The following is an 18,277-nucleotide window of genomic DNA, read 5'->3' as shown; positions in this document are numbered from 1 at the left end:
CTTGGCAGATTTCGACTACCGACAGTAAGTGTAGGTCAGATCGAGCGGCCATGCAAAGGCGAGCAGACGGGGGCACGCGTGCACGGCAACGCATTCAGGATCGGGTTCGTGGCGACCCTGGGCGGGCTGATGGCGATCGCGCTGGGCTTCGCGTTCACGCAGCTCTCGACCGTGGTCATCTGCATCATCGGGGCGCTCTTCCTCGCGCTCGGGCTCGATCCGCTGGTGCGCTGGCTGACAAGACGGCGCATCCCGCGCGGCTTCTCGATCCTGATCGTCTTCGTGCTGGTGATCGCGTTCGCTGCCGCGGTCTTCCTGCTGGTCATCCCCGCGGTCGTCGACCAGGTCGCCGAGCTCGTGCAGAACCTCCCGGGCGCGATCGCCGCCGTGACGAAGGAGCCCTGGTTCACCCGCGTGTTCGGCGACACCTCCGGCAGCGAGCAGCTCGAGAAGGACCTCGCGAGCTTCCTCAGCGACCCCGTGAACCTCGTCTCGCTCGGCGGCGGGGTGCTGAAGATCGGCACGGCCGTCGCGAACGGCGTCTCGGGGGGCATCCTCGTCGTCGTGCTCACCCTGTTCTTCCTCGGCTCGCTCGACGCGGTGAAGAACAGCTTCTACGTTCTCGTGCCCATGTCGAGGCGCGCGGCGGTCGTCGACATCACCGATCAGATCGTCGGCTCGATCGGCAAGTACGTCAGCGGCCAGGTGCTGCTCGCGGCGACCAACGGCGTCTTCGGCTTCATCGCGATGGTGCTGGTGGGCGTGCCGTACGCGGGCGCCCTCGCGGTCGTGGCCTTCCTGCTCGCGCTGATCCCGCTGGTCGGCACCGTCATCAGCGCCGTGCTCGTCACCTTCGTCGCCCTGACGGTCTCGCCGCTGACCGCCGTGATCATCGGCGTGTACTTCCTCGTCTACATGCAGGTCGAGGCCTACGTGCTGAGCCCGAGGGTGATGAACAAGGCGGTGGATGTTCCGGGCATCCTCGTGGTCATCGGCGCCCTGGTGGGGGGAACGCTGCTCGGGGTGCTCGGCGCGCTGATCGCGGTTCCGGTCGTCGCCTCCGTGCTCATCGTGGTGAAGCAGGTCGTGGTGCCCCGGCAGGCGCTGAAGTGACCGACATCACCACGCCGACGCTCGTCACGAGCGCCATCGGACTGCTCACGATCACGAACCCGATCGGCAGCCTGCCCATCTTCCTGAACCTCACGAAGGGCTTCGACGTCGCCCGCCAGAAGCGGCTGGGGCTGCTCGTCGGCGTCGCCGTGTTCGCCGTGCTGACCGTGTCGCTCGTGGCCGGGAGCTGGGTGCTGCAGGCGTTCGGCATCGACCTCACGTCGTTCCGCATCGCGGGCAACCTGCTCGTGGCGAGCATCGGCTGGGCGATGCTGACGGCCAAGGCGAACATCGTCACGGTGACGGATGCGCAGTCCCCCGTCGTGGTGCCGCTGGCCATCCCCGTGATCGCCGGGCCGGGGGCCATCAGCCTGATCATCACGTTCCAGGAGACGTACTCGAGCCTGTTCGACTACCTCGCCGGAGCACTGATGATCCTGGCGGTGTCGATCGTGATCGCCGTCGCGCTGTTCTTCGCGCCGCAGGTGGCGCGGCTCGTGAAGCCGACCGGGATGAGCATCGTGACGCGCATCTTCGGACTGCTGCTGCTGGCGATCGCGGTGCAGTCGATCCTCGGGGCACTGGGGGACGCGTTCCCGGTGCTGGTGAAGTAGGGGCAGCTCGCGCCGCGCCTTCGTCGTAGGAGGTGCATCCGCCCAGGGCGCCGGGCGTGCATCCTGTTCTGAGGATGTGTCGGCGGATAGGCTGAACCCCGTGACACGCATCTCGAACCGCATCGCATCCATCGCCGAGTCGGCGACCCTCAAGGTCGACGCCAAGGCGAAGAGCCTCCAGGCCGCGGGCCGGCCCGTCATCAGCTACGCCGCCGGCGAGCCCGACTTCCCGACGCCCGCGCACATCGTCGAGGCGGCCGAGGTGGCCGTGCGCGATCCGAAGAACCACCGCTACACCCCCGCCGCCGGACTTCCTGAGCTGCGCGAGGCGATCGCCGCGAAGACGCTCCGTGACAGCGGCCTCGAGGTCTCGCCGTCGCAGGTGATCGTCACGAACGGCGGCAAGCAGGCCGTCTACGAGGCCTTCGCGACGCTGCTCGACCCGGGCGACGAGGTGCTCGTGCCGACCCCGTTCTGGACCACTTACCCCGAGGCCATCGCCCTCGCCGGCGGCGTGCCCGTCGAGGTCTTCGCGGGGAGCGCCCAGAACTACCTCGTCACGGTCGAGCAGCTCGAGGCCGCGCGCACCCCGCGCAGCAAGGTGCTGCTGTTCGTCTCGCCCTCCAACCCCACGGGCGCCGTCTACTCGGCCGCCCAGACGAAGGAGATCGGCGAGTGGGCCGAGGCCAACGGCCTCTGGGTGATCAGCGACGAGATCTACCAGAACCTCGTCTACGACGGCCTCACCGCCTCGTCGATCGTGAACGAGGTGCCCGCGCTCGCCGACCGCACGCTGCTGGTCAACGGCGTCGCCAAGACCTACGCCATGACCGGATGGCGGGTCGGCTGGATGGTCGGCCCCGCCGATGCCATCAAGGCCGCCGGCAACCTGCAGTCCCACCTCTCGTCGAACGTCGCGAACATCTCGCAGCGCGCCGCGATCGCGGCCCTGAACGGCCCGCAGGACGCCGTCGAGGTGATGCGCTCCACCTACGAGCGCCGCCGCCGCACCATCGTCGACGCGCTGAACGAGATCCCCGGCGTCGTCACCCCGATGCCGCAAGGCGCGTTCTACGTCTACCCCGACGTCTCGGGCCTCCTCGGCCGGGAGTGGGGCGGCGTGACGCCGACGACCTCGCTCGAGCTGGCCGACCTCATCCTCGAGCAGGTGGAGGTCGCGACGGTTCCAGGCGAGGCTTTCGGGCCGAGTGGGTTCCTGCGGCTGTCGTACGCGCTCGGCGACGAGGCGCTCGTGGAGGGCGTGACGCGGCTGCAGAAGCTGTTCGGCTGAACGTCTGATCGTCTGATCGTCTGATCGTCTGATCGTCTGATCGTCTGATCGTCTGATCGTGGCGTGATCGGGCCGGTGCTCTAGCCCGGCGTCCGAGGTCGGTTGTAGAGTTTCGCTCATGAAGTCCCGAGCGATCCTCATCCCCGCGATTGTCGGCGCGCTCGCACTTCTCAGCCCGTTTCACGCCACCGTCGCGCTGGCGGCACCGCTCGATCTCACGGTCGTCTCGGCTCCGCCGGCCGGCAGCGTGCTCGTCGCCGACGCGTCGCGCGCTCTGCAGGGCGGGCCGGCGATGCTGTCGGGCACCGCGACCCATGACGCGGCCGTGACCCTCTCGGCCGGTGCGTCCGCGGTCGCTCTGTGCGCGACGGTCGCGCTCGCCGACGGAAGCTGGTCGTGCCCGATCGTCTCGGCCCCCGACCTGGTCGGGCCCGTTGCGGTCTCGAGCGGCGGCGAGGTCGTGCTCCTCGACTTCTCGGTGCTCGGCCCGCCCGAGCTCGCCACCGATCCGCCGGGCACGCTCGCCTCGACGGTCACTGCCGACGACCTGACGCAGCCGGTCGCAGGCACGGGGGCACCCGGCGCGTCGGTGACGGTGTCTCTCCTCGACATCGACGGGGCGGGCAGCGGATGCTCGGCCCTCGTCACCGCAGGCGGCACCTGGTCGTGCACCGTGCCCGCACCGCCTCCGGGCGCGGGGCCGTATTCAGTGACGGTGTCCCAGGCGTATCCCTGGGCGCCGACGGTCGTGGTCGAGGGCGACCGAGCGGAGTACGCGTTCGAGGGGCCTGGCGTCGTCGGGCCGGGCGTGGGGTCGGGTGGTGGCGACGGGTCCGGCGACCCGGGGCCGGGTGGCGGTGGCGGGCCCGGCGAGCCGGGGTCGGGTGGCGACGGCGACGGGTCGCCGGACGGGACCGGCGGGGGCGGCGGGTCGCCCGGTGCCGGTGGTCCCACCGGTCCCGACAGCCCCACTCCCGGAGCGGGGGTTCCGACGCCCACCTCACCGATCGAGCCACCTGCCGTGCCCACGCCGGTCGACGTGTCCGGTGACGCCGGGGCGCCGACGTCGCCGGACCCGGTCGGAGGTGCCGACGACACCACGGTCGCGGTCGTCGTCGCGGATGCGATGGCGGATCGACCGGCCACGCCTCTCCGCCCATCGGTGCCGGCGCCGGCCTCCGCTGATCCGGTCTCGCCGAAGACTCCACCGGTCGACGCGGCGGAAGGCCGCCGCGATGACGTTGCGGAGGCCGGGGCGACGGCGGCCGGGGCCGCCTCGGTCTCAGCTCCCGTCTCGGAGTTCAGCGGGAGCCTCCGCACCGTCGGCGAGGCGCTCGCGATCGGGGCGCCGGGAGTGGTGCGGCTCGGACTGCTCGTCGCCGGGATGCTGCTGCTCGTGATGGTGCCGGGCGGCATCCTCGAGTCGACGGTCAGCGAGAACTGGACGCGCATCAGCCGGGCCTGGCCCTTCACCTGGTTCTCGGCGGTGCGCGAGCGACGTCGTCCCAGCCCGGCCTCGTCGTGGATCTGGGCTGCCGCGACGATCGCGGTCGGTGCCATCGCGTCGGTGTTCGTCGCGCCGACCTTCTCGCCGAGCTCCTCGCCGGCGGCCTGGCCGGAGCTCGTGGCGCTGATCGTGCCGTTCGGGGTCGCACTCGTGGTGGCGAACGCGGTGCCGCTCGGCGCGACCAGCGGGTACGCGTGGGCGCGGCTGCGTCGGCGGGCGCGGCTGCTGGTGCGGCCGTCCACGCTGCTGCTGACCGCCGCGACCGTGCTGCTGTCGAGGGTCGCCGGGCTCGAGCCGGGGTTCGTGTTCGGCGCCTCGATCGGGCTGGTGTTCGGGATCGCGCTGGAACGCGCATCCGGGGCCCGCACCGTCGTGGTCGGCACCCTCGCGGCCCTGCTCCTCGGCGTCGGCAGCTGGACGGCGGCGAGCGCCCTCCGCGCCTCCCCCGGCAGCGGTGCCGGCGACGCCCTGCTGCTCGACACCCTCACGGCGATCACGGTCTGCACCCTGAGCGGGCCGGTCGTGGCGCTGCTGCCGCTGCGCTTCCTCGAGGGTCACACCCTCTTCCGCGTCTCGCGGCTCGCCTGGGCCGCGCTCTACGCGGTGGCCCTCGCGACCTTCGGCGCGGTGCTCGTCCCGCTCGCCGACGCCTGGTCGCCCGTCGCCACCGACCTCGCGTGGTGGCTCGCCTGCCTCGTGGCGGTCTCGGCCCTCACGGCCGCGGTCTGGCTCTACTTCCGCCACGTCCCCGAACCCCGCCGCCCCGCGTCGCGCGGTCGCGGAGTGGACTCCCTGGCCGACGGTCGCACGGACCGTCGCCTCGACCCCGCGCCCTTCGCCGGCATCACCCCGAGCGGCGACCCTGCCGCCGCGGCAGCGCCCGCGCCCTCGCCCTCTCCCGCGCCCTCGCCCTAGCCGTCGCCCTAGCCGTCGCACTCGCACTCGCACCCGTACCCGCACCCGCACTCGCACTCGCACCGGCACCCGCACTCGCACTCGCACCCACGGTCGCCCGACGGACCAGACCGATCGGCCGCCGGCTGATCGGGGTCAGCGGAGGAGGCGGGCCACCTCGCGGGCCAGTGGTGGGCGGAGGAAGTGGTCGCTGCGAGGGACCTCGTGCAGGGTGACGTGGTGCATGGTGCCGAGCGCCTCGAGGGCCGCCGGCACGATGACCTGGTCGCGGCTGCCCCAGACGACGTCGATCGGCACCGGCACCTGCGCGATGTCGGTCGTGGTGGTCTGCGACTCGATGCAGTTCTGCATGGTCTTGGAGAAGGCCTCCCACGCGCGGTCGTCGACGGCGGTGGCGACACCGGGCATCCAGCGCGAGAGGCGGCCGGCGTTGCCCACGATCGTGCGGCGGTTGTCGCGCACGAAACGGTAGAACCAGAGGTAGCCGCCGACACGCATCCGGTGCCCGAGCGCGTCGATGTAACGCCGGTGGCCGTAGATGGGCGGCGCCACCAGCACGAGGTGCGAGACCTCGCGGCGGTGCACGGCGGCGTAGCGGCTGCTGATCAGCGCGCCGAGGCTGTGGCCGATCAGCGTGTAGCGACGGCGCAGGCGCAGTGAACGGAGGGTGCGGTGCAGCGCCTCGACATGCTCGTCGAGGGTGAACGCGCTGCCCACCGGGGCGTGCGAGCCGCCGAAGCCGAGCACGTCGATCGCGATCACACGGTAGAGCGGCGAGAGCAGCGGCACGAGCTGACGCCAGCTCGCCGAGGACGAGGCGATGCCGTGCAGCAGCACGACGACCGGACCCTCGCCGACATCGACCGCCACGTTCAGGAGCGGCGGCTCATGCGTGCGCCGCACCCGCTCGAGCATGCTCATCCGCGCCCCCGGTATCCATAGTTGAGAATACATCAGTGACGATGTCGGCGGAAGAGTTCCTGAACGACGGGCGCGGCCTCTGGCGCCTGCCTCGCGCGGCCTCCACGATGGAGCCATGACCTCCTCCCCCGCGGTGCGCGTCGCCGAGCTGCGCAAGAGCTACGGACACTTCACCGCCGTCGACGGCATCAGCTTCGAGATCGAGCGGGGCGAGACCTTCGCGTTGCTCGGTCCGAACGGGGCGGGCAAGAGCACGACGGTCGAGATCCTCGAGGGCTACCGGGAGCGCAGCGGCGGCGAGGTCGCGGTGCTCGGCACCGACCCGCGGCACGCGAGCCTCGAGTGGAAGGCCCGCATCGGCATCGTGCTGCAGCAGACCGGCGAGAGCGGCAACGTGACCGTGCGCGAGCAGCTGACCCACTTCGCCGCGCTCTACCCGAACCCCCGGCCGGTCGACGAGGTGCTCGCGGCGGTCGGTCTCGAGGAGAAGGCGAAGACGCGCATCAAGTCCCTCTCGGGCGGTCAGCGGCGGCGGGTCGACGTGGCCCTCGGGGTGATCGGTCGGCCCGAGCTGCTCTTCCTCGACGAGCCGACGACCGGCTTCGATCCCGAGGCGCGGCGGCAGTTCTGGGAGCTGATCCGCTCGCTGTCGCGCGAGGGCACGACCATCGTGCTCACCACCCACTACCTCGACGAGGCCGCGCAGCTGAGCGACCGCGCTGCGGTCATCGCGGGCGGCCGGCTAATCGACATCGGCCCCGTCGGCGAGCTCGGCACAGCGGATGCGCGCGTGCCCATCGTCACCTGGCGCGACTCCGGCGGCGTGCGCCGGCAGCGCACCACCGAGCCCGGCCGCTTCGTCGCCGACCTCGTGGCCCGGGAGGGGGAGGTGGCCGAGCTCGAGGTCATCCGCCCGTCCCTCGAGGACATCTACCTCGGCCTGGTCGAGGCCGCCGACGCCGCCGAGGTCGCCACCGTCGCCTCGTCCGACCTGACCGCCGGCACCCGAGCCTCAGCCGAGACGGCCGCCACGACGAACGGAGCGCGGCCATGACCGCCACCCCGACCCCCACCGGAACCGCTACCGGCTCCGGCTCCGGCTCCGGCACAAGCACGACCACCCTGCCGGCGCGGTTCGGGCTCGGGCGCACGCTGCGGCTCGGGGCCGCGCGGATCGGGTACGAGACGCGGGTGTACTTCCGTGCCGGGGACACGGTGTTCTTCACGTTCCTGTTCCCGGTCGTGCTGCTCGGGATCTTCTCCGTGGCGTTCCAGGGCATGGGCAACGTCGGCACGAACCCCGACGGGAGCGGCGGCGTCAGCCAGGCGTCGTACTACCTGCCCGGGATGATCGCGGCGGGCATCCTGCTCAGCGGCATGCAGAACCTCGGCGTCGACATCGCCATGGAGCGCGGCGACGGCACGCTGAAGCGCCTCGCCGGAACGCCGCTGCCCGTCATGTCGTACTTCATCGGCAAGATGGGGCAGGTTCTGGTGACGTCGGTGGCGCAGGTGATCATCCTGATGCTGCTGGCGAAGCTCGCCTTCGGGGTCGAGCTGCCGAGCGAGCCGGGGCAGTGGCTGACGTTCCTGTGGGTCTATCTGCTCGGGATCGTCACCGCGGCCGTGCTCGGCATCGCGATCTCGCGCCTGCCGCGGAGCGGGAAGAGCGCGGCGGCGGTGATCATCCCGCCGCTGCTGATCCTGCAGTTCATCTCGGGCGTCTACCTGTCGTTCAGCCTGCTGCCCGAGTGGCTGCAGAACGTCGCGAGCGTCTTCCCGCTGAAGTGGATCGCCCAGGGCATGCGCGCGGCCCTGCTGCCCGAGTCGTTCGCCTCGGCCGAGGCCGGCGGCACCTGGGACCTCCCGGGCGTGGCGATCGTGCTCGGCATCTGGCTCGTCGTGGGGCTCGTGGTCTGCCGACTCACCTTCCGTTGGATCCGCAAGGACAGCTGACTCGCCGTCCGGGCACGGCCGGGCATGCCGCGGCAGCCGCTCGCGCCGCCCGGGCAGTTCCAGGAGGACGTGCCAGGCCGCGCCGAAAGCACGCGATTACTAGGCGTTCTCCTTCCGGAAGGTGCGCGTTCCCACCCAGAGCCCGGCCGCGAAGAGCACGAGCGTCCACAGCACGCCCCAGAACACCGTGATGGTGAAGAACTCGCCGACGAACAGCTCGCGGATCGCGTTCACGATGTACTTCGTCGGGATGAAGTCGCTGACGACCTGCAGCCACTGCGGCCCGATGGTCATCGGCAGCAGGATGCCCGACAGCAGCAGCACCGGCAGCGCCACACTGTTGATCAGCGGCGCCATCACGTCCTCGCTCTTCGTGGTGAGCGCCAGCGCGTTCGACGCGGCGGCGCAGGCGGCTCCGAGCAGCACGGTGAGCAGCAGACCGAGGAACATGCCCGGGATCGATCCGGTGAGACCGAAGAAGAACGCCAGACCGATCAGCACGGCGCCCTGCACCACGAGCTGCAGAACGTCGCGCAGGATGCGCCCGAGCAGCAGCGCGGTGCGGCTCGCCGGCGTCACGCGCTCCGCCTCGATCACGCCGGCCCGCCACTCGGCGATGAGGCCGAAGCCCGCGAACAGGGCGCCGAAGAGTCCGAGCTGCACCAGCAGGCCCGGCACGAACAGCGTGTAGGCGTTCTCGGCACCGAGCTGGCCGGCGATCGGCTCGAGCAACGGGCCGAAGAGCACCAGGTAGAGGATCGGCTGGATCAGCCCGATGATCACCCAGGCGGGATTGCGCAGCGCCAGCCGAAGCTGCCGCCGGAACACGATGAACGTCTCGCGCCAGAACATCAGAACGCCTCTCGACGGGTGACAAGGGTGGGAAGAGCCGGAAGGGTGGCAGCAGCCGAGGTCAGAGCGCGCATCACGCGTCCTCCCTCAGCGAGCGGCCCGTCAGCGTGAGGAACACGTCGTCGAGGGTCGGCCGCCGCACCTCGAGCGACTCCAGCGCGATGCCTGCCGCGTCGAGCGAGCGGATGAGCCCGGCCACCTCGTGGCCGGCGCCGCGCACGCGCGCACTGACGGTGGCGCCCGAGACCGTCAGATCGGCATCGGCGACCCGCGAGAGCACGGACGCCGCCTCGGCCGAACGCCCCGCGTCGGTGAGCACCAACTCGACGAGGTCGCCCGAGACCTGCCGCTTCAGCGCGTCGGGGGTGTCGCTCGCCACGATGGTGCCGTGGTCGATCACGAGGATGCGGTCGCACAGCGCGTCGGCCTCGTCGAGGTAGTGCGTGGTGAGGAAGATCGTGGCGGCGCGGCGGGTGCGCAGGTCGCTGATGTGCGTCCAGAGGTTGGCGCGGGCCTGCGGATCGAGGCCCGTGGTGGGCTCGTCGAGGAACACCAGCGTCGGGTCGTGCACCAACCCCATCGCGATGTCGAGGCGCCGTCGCTGGCCGCCGGACATGGCCTTCGGCTCGCGCGTCCACAGCCCCTCGAGGTCGAGCTGCTCGAACAGCTCCTTGCCACGCGCGGTCGCCTGCGCCTTGCTGATGCCGTAGAGCATGCCGTGGTCGACGATCTCTTCGCCGGCGCGCGCCTCGGGCGAGGTCGAACCGCTCTGCGAGACGTAGCCGATGCTGCGCCTGACCTTCTGCGAATCGGTCACGACGTCGTAGCCGGCCACGGTCGCGGTGCCCGCGGTCGGCGTGAGCAGCGTCGTGAGCATGCGCAGCGTCGTCGTCTTGCCGGCGCCGTTCGGCCCCAGGAAGCCGACGATCTCGCCCTCGTCGACGTCGATGTCGACGCCCGCGACGGCCTTCACCTCGACCTTCTCGGCCCCTTTTCCGCGCCCCGCGAAGGTGCGCGCGAGACCTCGCGCGTGGATCATCGGCTCTCCCTGCATCTATGTGAACGGCGTACACATTGCCCGAGTACGGGCCGGTGCGCAAGACCCGCACGAGAACCCGTGCAGGAAAGAGCGGATGCGCGCATCACCCTCACCCCTCCAGCAGACGTTTGAGCGTCACGAGGTCGGCCGCGATCGCGCCAGAATCGGCCGCGAGGTCGGCGTCGCTCACCCCGTCGCGGCGGAACAGTGTGAAAACCACCTCGCTCCCCCGGTCGTTCGCCAGCACCCGCAGCGGATTGTGCACGGTGTCGCCCGTCTCAGGCACGACGTCGTGATCGAGCACACCGGCCTCGACAGGCCCGGTGAACCGGATCTCGATCGTTCCCCCGTCGAGATCGGCGAACCAGCGCTCCCCCTCCGAGCGCAGCCCCGAGCCGAGCCCGGCCGCCCAGAGCGGCAGGTTCGCGGGATCGCCGGCGAACGCAGCCACATCGGCGGGCGAACGGTCGATCGAGACGGAGAGGTGCGTGGCGGGCCAGGTCATGCTCAGACCCTAGAGCCGACCCCCGACAACGGGAACCGCAGCACGAACGACAGAGACGAAGGCGCCTCAGATCCCCACGTACACCGGCTCCGGGTGCAGCTGCACCCCGAACTCCGCCAGCACCCGCCCCTGCACGAACCGCGCCAGCTCGGCGACGTCGGATGCCCGCCCTGACGCCCCCGCCCGGTTCACGATCGCGAGCGTGTGCTTCGACGAGATCGCGGCGGTCGATCCGGGCAGCGAGAACCCGCGGCGGATGCCCGCCTGCTCGATCAGCCATGCCGCACTGAGCTTCACGTGGTACTCGGCCGGAGCCGGACCCCGCGAGTACACGCCGGTGCCCGCGTCGGCGCCCTCCTGCGCGAGCGCAGCGGGGTCGAGCGGGATCACGAGATCGGGCGCATCCGGCTCGACCTGCCAGCGCGGTGCCGACGACGGCAGCGCCCGGGCGGCCCGCTCGGTGACGATCGGGTTGGTGAAGAACGACCCGGCGCTCACCGAGTCGGGGTCGGCGGGGTCGAGGACCATGCCCTTCGAGGCCCGCAGCCGCAGCACCGTGTCGCGCACCTGCTGCAGCGGCATCCGCTCGCCCACGGCCACCCCGAGCGCCGTCGCCAGCTGCCCGTAAGCCACGGGCGCGCTGAGCCCAGAAGAAGAAGCAGACGAAGGCGAAGACGCAGAAGCAGAAGCAGAAGCAGCCAGCACGAACGTCACCGACAGCACCACCCCCCGCAGCCCCCGCTTGAACACCGAGGTGCGGTACCCCAGCCCGAGCTCGGCCACGGGCATCCGCATCACCCGCCCCGCCTCGACGTCGTAGAAGTCAAGCGACTCGATCGACGCGCCGACCTCCTGGCCGTAGGCGCCGATGTTCTGGATGGGCGCCGCCCCGGTCGACCCGGGGATGCCCGAGAGCGCCTCGATACCGCTGAATCCCTCGACGACGGTGTGGGCGACGAGCTCGTCCCACGGATGCCCGGCCTGCACCCGAAGCCGCACCGACCCCGAGGGCGCGGGAAGCTGCACGATCCCGCGGGTGGCGACCCGCACGACCGTGCCGTCGAACCCCTCGTCCGAAACCAGGACGTTGGAGCCGCCCCCGAGCACCAGCCACTCCTCGTCGGGGTCGAGCCCCTCGGCGAGCGCCAGCAGCTCGGCCTCGGTGGTCGCGGTCTCGAGAGTCGCGGCCGGGCCGCCGACCTGCAGGGTGGTGAAACGCGCCAGCGATGAACCGGCGCTCATGGCAGCGTGACGCTCACCTGCGCCTTGCCGAGCACCGTCTGCCCGTCGACCGTGACGGTCAGGTCGATACGGGCGGTGCCGGCCTCCTCGTCGAGCGTGCCGATCTTCGCGACGACCTCGATCGTCGCGCCGGAGGCCGGGTCGACGACCACCGGGCGGGTGAACCGCACCTGGTAGGCGCCGATGCGGGCCGGGTCGCCGACCCAGTCGACGACGGGCTGCACCGCGAGGCCCATGGTGAGCATGCCGTGCGCGAGCACGCCGGGCAGCCCCACGCTCTCGGCCACGTCGTCGCGGTAGTGGATGGCGTTGAAGTCCCCCGACGCCCCCGCGTAGCGCACGAGCGACTCGCGGGTGATCGGGTAGGTGGCGCGGGCGACCTCGTCGCCCTTCTCGTAGCGGTGCACGATCTCGGCGCTCATGCGTCCCCCCTCACCACGAGGGTGGAGACCGCGGTGACCACGTGCTCCCCCGCCGCATCCCGGATGCTCGTCTCGGCCACCACCATGGCGTTGCCGCCCAGGGTCTTGACGCTCGTCACCGCGAGCTGGGCGCTCAGTTCGTCGCCCGCCACGATCGGCCGCACGTAGTCGAAACGCTGCTCGCCGTGCACGACGTGGGTCAGCTCGATGCCGGCGTCCTCCTCGGCGAGCAGCTGGGCGAGGGTCAGCTCCTGCACCACGATCGCGAAGGTGGGCGGCGCGACGACGTCGGCGTAGCCGGCGGCCTGCGCGGCCTCGACGCTGAAGTTGAGGGGGTTCGTCGAGAAGACGGCGCGGGCGAACTCGCGCACCTTCTCGCGTCCCACCAGGTACGACCCGGTCGGCGGGAACGCGCGCTCGGTCAGGGCTGGGTTCACTGGCACAGGTTCAGTCTACGGGCGGGGCGGGGGCGGGCATCCGGATGCTCCTGCCGGGCGCCGGCCGAGCGGCCCCCGTCGCTCCGAGCCCAGGCCGGGCCGCGCGACCTGCTGGCCGGGCCACGTCGCCCGCTCCGCTAGGGTCGGGGTGTGCGACTCGGAGTGCTGGATGTGGGATCGAACACCGTCCACCTGATCGTCGTGGACGCGCATCCTGGTGCCCGCCCCGTGCCGCAGGCCTCGCACAAGTCGGTGCTGCGGCTGATGCGCTACCTCGAGCCCGACGGGGCGATCAGCGCCGAGGGTGTCGAGGCGATCGTCGCCGCCATCGCCTCGGCCATGGAGGTCGCCCGCCGCGAGGGCATCGAGGAGCTGCTGCCGATGGCGACCTCGGCCCTCCGCGAGGCGCGGAACGGCGAGGAGGTGCTGGCGCGCATCGAGGCCTCCACCGGGGTCGCGCTGCGTGTGCTGAGCGGGGAGGACGAGGGGCGGCTGACGTTCCTCGCGATCCGGCGCTGGTACGGCTGGTCCTCGGGCAACATCCTGCTCTTCGACATCGGCGGCGGCTCGCTCGAGATCGCGGCCGGCAGCGACGAGTACCCCGAGGTCGCGGTGTCGCTTCCGCTCGGGGCCGGGCGCACGACCGTGCAGTTCTTCCCGAGCGATCCGCCGACGCCTGCCCAGATGCTCGAGCTGCGGGCGCACTCGCGGCAGGTCATGCGGGCGGATGCTCTGCCGCTCTTCGCCGGGCAGCCCCCGTTCGACCACGTCGTCGGCTCGTCGAAGACGATCCGCTCGCTCGCACGCCTCGCGGGCTCGACCCGCCCGGGCGCCACCGGCGACATCGTCACGCTGCGGCGCTTAGAGCTGAAGGACTGGATCCCGCGCCTCGGCCAGCTGCCCGCGGAGGCGCGGCAGGCGCTGCCCGGGATCACGCCCGACCGCACCTTCCAGATCGTGGCCGGTGCCATCGTGCTGCACTCGGTGATGAAGCTCTACGACGTCGAGGAGCTCGAGGTGTCGCCCTGGGCGCTCCGCGAGGGCATCCTGCTGCGCTACCTCGACGGCTTGGGCTGACCCTCCGCGATCGAGTTGCCGAAATCCGCCCTAAAAGCGCCGTTTTAGGGCGGAAAGTGGCAACTCGATCGGGGAGCGGGGCGGGTGGGGGCCGGGGTCAGCGGGCGACCGCCCAGAGCGCGACCGCGCTGGCCGCCGCGACGTTGAGCGAGTCGATGCCGTGCAGCATCGGGATGCGCACCACCGTGTCCGCCGCCGCGATCGCCTCGGGCGTCAGCCCGGCGCCCTCCGCGCCGAGCACCAGCGCGACGCGATCGGGCACCGCCCGCTCGAAGTCGCGGAGGCTCACCGCGTCGGGCGTCAGCGCGAGCGCCGCGATGTGGAAGCCCAGAGTGTGCAGCTCCGGCGCCAGCTCGGACCACTCGCCCGCCCGCGTCCACGGCACCTGCAGCACGGTGCCCATGCTCACGCGGATCGCGCGCCGGTAGAACGGGTCCGAGCAGCGCGGCGACACCAGCACCGCATCGGCCCCGATCGCCCCCGCCGAGCGGAAGATGGCGCCCACGTTCGTCGGATCGACGACGTTCTCGATCACGACGACGCGGCGCGCATCCGTCAGCAGGGTCGCCGGGTCGGGCAGCGCGGGCCTCGCCATCGAGGCGACCAGGCCGCGGTGCAGCAGGTAGCCCGTGAGCTCGGCGAGCAGCTCGCCGGGGCCGACGAAGACGGGGGTCTCCGGATGCCCGGCGGCGGCCAGCGCGGCGACCGCCTCGTCGGCGCTCGTGCCGAGCGCGAGCACCGAGCGCGGCACGTGCCCGGCGGCCAGCGCCCGCTCGAGCACCAGCAGCGACTCGGCGAGGTAGAGGCCGTGCTCGCGGCCGCGCTCGTCGCGGCGGGAGTTCTTCAGGGCGACGTCGGTGGCGTGGGCGTAGTCGGTGAGGCGGGGGTCGGCCAGGTCGGCTATGGGGACGACGGGCATGGAAGGAGAGTCTAGAGGCGCACGGGGCCGGTCGCGGCGGGCGTCAGCCCCGTGGCGGCCGGCCGGGGCGGCGCGTTCAGCGCCCGCCCCAGACGTCGGAGGCCGAGCAGGACGGCTGCGCCGAGGAGTGCGCCCACGGTGTTCGTGATGACGTCGTTGATGTCGGCCGTTCGACCGAGATCGGTGACGTACTGCGTCACCTCGATGGTCAGCGTGCTCGCCAGCGCCACGACGAGCACCGTGCGGAGCCGCGCCCCCGCGAGCACCATCAGGAGCCCCAGCGGCAGGAAGACGAAGGTGTTCAGCACCGCGTCCACCGTGCTGCCCGGCCCGTCGAACTGCAGGGGCAGGAGGTTGAGTCGCACGCCGAGGCCCGTGCCGGGACGGAGGGTCATGAATCCGACCGCCGCCGCCCAGATCAGGGTCAGCAGCACCACGGGCAGCGGTCGGACCGGCGCCGGGACGAAGGCCCGTACCAGCGCCACCAGCGTCAGCGTCGCGAGCACCACGGCGAAGAGCAGGTTGAGGGCGAGGCCGAACATGGCTCCACCTTCGCAGAGGCGCCGCCGAGCATCCTGAACATGCCCTGACCGAACGCCGGGGGGGAGCACCGTGCTCCTGCGCCAGGCCCAGGGCCGAGTCGGGCGTGCCAGGGTGGGCACATGCCCGTCATCGAATCGCGCTGCGTCGTGCCCGTCAGCCCCGAGGTCGCGTTCGCCGTGTCGCAGACGACCGGTGAGACGCGGATGCGCTGGGACACCTTCATCCGCCGGCAGCAGCTCCTCGACGGCGCGACCGTGCCCGCCAAGGGCGTGCGCACCTTCACCGTGCAGCGCTTCGGCCTCCGGATGATCAGCGAGTACGTCTCGTACAACCCGCCCTCGAACGTGGGGATGCGCATGACGAAGGGCTCGTGGTTCTTCGAACGCCTCGCGGGCGGCTGGCGCTTCTCGCCCGTCGACGGCGACCCGGGCAGCACCCTCGCCATCTGGCGCTACAACTTCACCTGCCGCCCCCGCTGGCTCGCGCCCCTCGCGGAGCGCATCGGCGCGGCGCTCCTCCAGCGCGACATCGACCGCCGCCTCCGCGGCTTCGCGCGCGGCTGCACCGACCCGGCCGTCCTGGCCCACATCGCCGACCAGCCCTGACGATCGCGGGCATCGCCCGCGCCGGCTCCCGGGAACGGAAAAACCCCCAAGATGGCGAGATCTTGGGGGTTTTCGTAGCGGGAGCGGGACTTGAACCCGCGACCCCACGATTATGAGCCGTGTGCTCTAACCAACTGAGCTACCCCGCCGCGGCTTCCGGAGGACCAGCCTCCGGGAAGCGGAGCCCCCTGTGGGAATCGGACCCACTACCTCTTCCTTACCAAGGAAGTGCTCTACCAATGAGCTAAGGGGGCGCGCAATGCAGCCCGGAACCCCGGGCGCTTTTGGCACCAGTAGAGAATAGCATCCCCGCGGGGCAGGTTTCGTCGCGCGGCGTCGCGGGGGCGTTCCGGGGCGGGACGAGCATCCGGAACCCGTCGTGTGCAAACGATTCCAGATGCGGTTAGGGTTCTCCCCATGACTATCGAGACCTCGCCCGAGCCCGGCGCCACCGCTGCCGACGAGCCGGAATCCGAGACCACGACCGCCCTCGTCGGAACGGGGGGCGAATGGTGGCGCTCCGCCGTGATCTACCAGATCTACCCGCGCTCGTTCTCCGACTCCGACGGCGACGGCGTGGGCGACCTGCCGGGCATCACCGCACGCCTCGACTCGCTGGCGGCCCTCGGTGTCGACGCCGTCTGGCTCTCCCCCTTCATGACCTCCCCGCAGCACGACGCGGGCTACGACGTGGCCGACTACTGCGACGTCGACCCGCTCTTCGGCACCCTCGACGACTTCGACCGGATGCTCGGGCGAGCGCATGCCCTGGGCATCCGTGTCATCGTCGACCTGGTGCCCAACCACACCTCGTGGGACCACGTGTGGTTCAAGGAGGCCCTCGCCGCCCCGGAGGGAAGCCCCGAGCGCGCGCGGTACATGTTCCGCGACGGCAAAGGCCCGAACGGCGACGAGGCGCCCAACAACTGGGAGTCGGTGTTCGGCGGGCCCGCCTGGGAGCGCGTCACGAACCCCGATGGCACGCCCGGCCAGTGGTACCTGCACCTGTTCGACCGCAGCCAGCCCGACCTCGACTGGGAGAACCCGTGGGTGCGGCAGCAGTTCCTCGACATCCTGCGGTTCTGGCTCGACCGTGGCGTCGACGGGTTCCGCGTCGACGTCGCGCACGGCCTGATCAAGGAGGCCGGGCTCCCCGACTACACCCCGCCCGAGGGCGGCGGCAGCATGGGCGGCGGGGTCGTGGGGCTCGAGCCCGAGATCCTCGCCGACGCGACCCTCGACCCGCCGACCCCGCCCTACTGGGCGCAGGACGGCGTGCACGAGATCTACCGCAGCTGGCACGCGGTGCTCCAGGAGTACGAGGGCGACCGCGTGCTCTGCGCCGAGGCCTGGGTGGAGCCGCTGACGAAGCTCGCCCGCTGGGTGCGGCCCGACGAGATGCAGCAGGCCTTCAACTTCACCTACCTCGAGGCGGGCTGGTCGGCCGCGCAGCTGCGCGGCGTCATCGACACCTCGATCTCGGCGTTCGCCACCGTGGGGGCGCCGTCGACCTGGGTGCTGTCGAACCACGACGTCGTGCGGCACGCCACACGGCTCGCGCTGACGGCCGAGAACCCGCAGGGCGACGGGCTCGGGCCCGACTCCCCCGGGCTGCCCGACCGGGCCGCGGGCCTGCGCCGCGCGCGCGCCGCGACTGCCGTGATGCTCGCGCTGCCCGGCAGCGCCTACATCTACCAGGGCGAGGAGCTCGGGCTGCCCGAGGTCGTCGACCTGCCCGACGACGCCCGCCAGGACCCGACGTGGTTCCGCACCCACGGCGCCCGCTACGGCCGCGACGGCTGCCGGGTGCCCATCCCGTGGCAGGCCGGCGCCACCACCTACGGCTTCGGGCCCGCGGGCTCGACCGCGAGCTGGCTGCCGCAGCCCGGCGACTGGGATGCGTACGCCCGCGACTCGCAGGAGGGCGTGCCCGGGTCGACGCTGTCGCTCTACACCGCGCTGCTCGCCCTGCGGTCGCAGTACGCCCTCGGCACCGGCACGCTCGAGTGGCTGCCGGGGTACGGGGAGGACGTGATCGCGTTCCGGAACAACGGGGTCGTGGTGATCGCGAACGCGGGGACCACTCCGGTCGAACTGCCGGCCGAGCTGCCTGGGCAGGTGCTCGTCGCGAGTGAGGATCTGGGGGAGGCGGCGTTGGCGCCGGATGCGGCGGTGTGGTTGCTCGCGTGAATCTCGCGAGGGCAGGGGCGCTGCTCTTTTTGGGATGACGCGGCTGTGTTAGCTGCCGACGGGAATCGGCTCGTGCGCTTCGCGCGCGGGCCGATTCCCGTCGGGGCGGCGAGGCGCGGGCGCACCGGA

General features: G+C 71.7%; 18 protein-coding genes and 2 tRNA genes. 9 read left to right on the top strand and 11 right to left on the bottom strand.

The window, feature by feature from the left end:
• Positions 1-108: 108 nt before the first annotated feature.
• The 4 genes from HQQ85_RS11360 to HQQ85_RS11345 all read left to right on the top strand — a co-directional run bounded on the left by HQQ85_RS11360 (position 109) and on the right by HQQ85_RS11345 (position 5,440).
• Positions 109-1,113, top strand: coding sequence for an AI-2E family transporter (locus HQQ85_RS11360; RefSeq protein WP_173182582.1), 1,005 nt, complete (start codon positions 109-111; stop codon positions 1,111-1,113).
• A complete protein-coding gene (locus HQQ85_RS11355) occupies positions 1,110-1,727 on the top strand; it encodes a MarC family protein (RefSeq protein WP_173182581.1) in 618 nt (205 codons plus the stop codon). The genes HQQ85_RS11360 and HQQ85_RS11355 overlap by 4 nt, the downstream gene beginning before the upstream one ends.
• Before the next feature lie 91 nt (positions 1,728-1,818).
• Entirely contained in the window at positions 1,819-3,018 is a 1,200-nt protein-coding gene (locus tag HQQ85_RS11350) for a pyridoxal phosphate-dependent aminotransferase (protein WP_173182941.1), read from the top strand.
• Positions 3,019-3,136: 118 nt separating this feature from the next.
• Entirely contained in the window at positions 3,137-5,440 is a 2,304-nt protein-coding gene (locus tag HQQ85_RS11345) for a hypothetical protein (protein WP_173182580.1), read from the top strand.
• A gap of 135 nt (positions 5,441-5,575) precedes the next feature.
• On the opposite strand, the gene HQQ85_RS11340 is transcribed toward HQQ85_RS11345, so the two are convergent.
• Positions 5,576-6,361 carry an alpha/beta fold hydrolase gene (locus tag HQQ85_RS11340; RefSeq protein WP_173182579.1) on the bottom strand — a complete coding sequence of 262 codons (786 nt, stop codon included), beginning with the start codon at positions 6,359-6,361 and terminating at the stop codon, positions 5,576-5,578.
• A gap of 115 nt (positions 6,362-6,476) precedes the next feature.
• On the opposite strand from HQQ85_RS11340, the gene HQQ85_RS11335 reads away from it, so the two are divergent.
• Complete coding sequence (locus HQQ85_RS11335) at positions 6,477-7,415, top strand: ABC transporter ATP-binding protein (RefSeq protein WP_173182578.1); 939 nt, start codon at positions 6,477-6,479, stop codon at positions 7,413-7,415.
• Positions 7,412-8,317 (top strand): ABC transporter permease, encoded by a 906-nt coding sequence (locus HQQ85_RS11330; RefSeq protein WP_173182577.1) that lies wholly within the window; start codon positions 7,412-7,414, stop codon positions 8,315-8,317. The genes HQQ85_RS11335 and HQQ85_RS11330 overlap by 4 nt, the downstream gene beginning before the upstream one ends.
• A 99-nt stretch (positions 8,318-8,416) precedes the next feature.
• Here HQQ85_RS11330 and HQQ85_RS11325 read toward each other — a convergent pair whose 3' ends face one another.
• The 6 genes from HQQ85_RS11325 to HQQ85_RS11300 form a co-directional block, all read right to left on the bottom strand.
• Positions 8,417-9,169 carry an ABC transporter permease gene (locus HQQ85_RS11325; RefSeq protein ID WP_216851626.1) on the bottom strand — a complete coding sequence of 251 codons (753 nt, stop codon included), beginning with the start codon at positions 9,167-9,169 and terminating at the stop codon, positions 8,417-8,419.
• Between the two features lie 73 nt (positions 9,170-9,242).
• Positions 9,243-10,208 carry an ATP-binding cassette domain-containing protein gene (locus HQQ85_RS11320; protein ID WP_173182576.1) on the bottom strand — a complete coding sequence of 322 codons (966 nt, stop codon included), beginning with the start codon at positions 10,206-10,208 and terminating at the stop codon, positions 9,243-9,245.
• 109 nt (positions 10,209-10,317) lie between these two features.
• The gene (locus HQQ85_RS11315; RefSeq protein WP_173182575.1) at positions 10,318-10,713 is read right to left on the bottom strand and encodes an SRPBCC family protein; all 396 of its coding nucleotides are present in this window, start codon (positions 10,711-10,713) and stop codon (positions 10,318-10,320) included.
• Positions 10,714-10,779: 66 nt separating this feature from the next.
• The gene (locus HQQ85_RS11310; protein ID WP_173182574.1) at positions 10,780-11,955 is read right to left on the bottom strand and encodes a UDP-N-acetylmuramate dehydrogenase; all 1,176 of its coding nucleotides are present in this window, start codon (positions 11,953-11,955) and stop codon (positions 10,780-10,782) included.
• A complete protein-coding gene (locus HQQ85_RS11305) occupies positions 11,952-12,377 on the bottom strand; it encodes a MaoC family dehydratase (protein ID WP_173182573.1) in 426 nt (141 codons plus the stop codon). The genes HQQ85_RS11310 and HQQ85_RS11305 overlap by 4 nt, the downstream gene beginning before the upstream one ends.
• On the bottom strand, positions 12,374-12,820 hold the full coding sequence (locus HQQ85_RS11300; RefSeq protein ID WP_371741860.1) for a MaoC family dehydratase N-terminal domain-containing protein: 447 nt from the start codon (positions 12,818-12,820) through the stop codon (positions 12,374-12,376). The genes HQQ85_RS11305 and HQQ85_RS11300 overlap by 4 nt, the downstream gene beginning before the upstream one ends.
• 144 nt (positions 12,821-12,964) lie before the next feature.
• Here HQQ85_RS11300 and HQQ85_RS11295 point away from each other — a divergent pair, with 144 nt between their 5' ends.
• Positions 12,965-13,891 carry a Ppx/GppA phosphatase family protein gene (locus HQQ85_RS11295; protein WP_173182572.1) on the top strand — a complete coding sequence of 309 codons (927 nt, stop codon included), beginning with the start codon at positions 12,965-12,967 and terminating at the stop codon, positions 13,889-13,891.
• A gap of 97 nt (positions 13,892-13,988) precedes the next feature.
• On the opposite strand, the gene HQQ85_RS11290 is transcribed toward HQQ85_RS11295, so the two are convergent.
• Together HQQ85_RS11290 and HQQ85_RS11285 are read right to left on the bottom strand one after the other, a co-directional pair.
• Positions 13,989-14,810 (bottom strand): RNA methyltransferase, encoded by an 822-nt coding sequence (locus HQQ85_RS11290; protein WP_173182571.1) that lies wholly within the window; start codon positions 14,808-14,810, stop codon positions 13,989-13,991.
• A gap of 11 nt (positions 14,811-14,821) precedes the next feature.
• Entirely contained in the window at positions 14,822-15,352 is a 531-nt protein-coding gene (locus HQQ85_RS11285) for a VanZ family protein (protein WP_173182570.1), read from the bottom strand.
• Positions 15,353-15,472: 120 nt separating this feature from the next.
• On the opposite strand from HQQ85_RS11285, the gene HQQ85_RS11280 reads away from it, so the two are divergent.
• Positions 15,473-15,958 carry an SRPBCC family protein gene (locus tag HQQ85_RS11280; RefSeq protein WP_173182569.1) on the top strand — a complete coding sequence of 162 codons (486 nt, stop codon included), beginning with the start codon at positions 15,473-15,475 and terminating at the stop codon, positions 15,956-15,958.
• Between the two features lie 75 nt (positions 15,959-16,033).
• Here HQQ85_RS11280 and HQQ85_RS11275 read toward each other — a convergent pair.
• Both HQQ85_RS11275 and HQQ85_RS11270 read right to left on the bottom strand, forming a co-directional pair.
• A tRNA-Met gene (locus tag HQQ85_RS11275) sits at positions 16,034-16,107 on the bottom strand.
• Positions 16,108-16,140: 33 nt separating this feature from the next.
• Positions 16,141-16,212 (bottom strand) — tRNA-Thr (locus HQQ85_RS11270).
• A 163-nt stretch (positions 16,213-16,375) separates the two neighbouring features.
• Between HQQ85_RS11270 and HQQ85_RS11265 the strand changes: the two genes are divergently transcribed.
• Positions 16,376-18,148: a glycoside hydrolase family 13 protein gene (locus HQQ85_RS11265; RefSeq protein WP_173182568.1), complete on the top strand. Its 1,773-nt coding sequence runs from the start codon at positions 16,376-16,378 to the stop codon at positions 18,146-18,148.
• Positions 18,149-18,277: the final 129 nt, after the last annotated feature.

Source organism: Herbiconiux sp. VKM Ac-2851 (assembly GCF_013205105.1).
Classification (GTDB): Bacteria; Actinomycetota; Actinomycetes; order Actinomycetales; family Microbacteriaceae; genus Herbiconiux; species Herbiconiux flava.
Note: the sequence above shows the minus strand (reverse complement) of the source record. Positions and strands in the feature narration are given on the sequence as shown.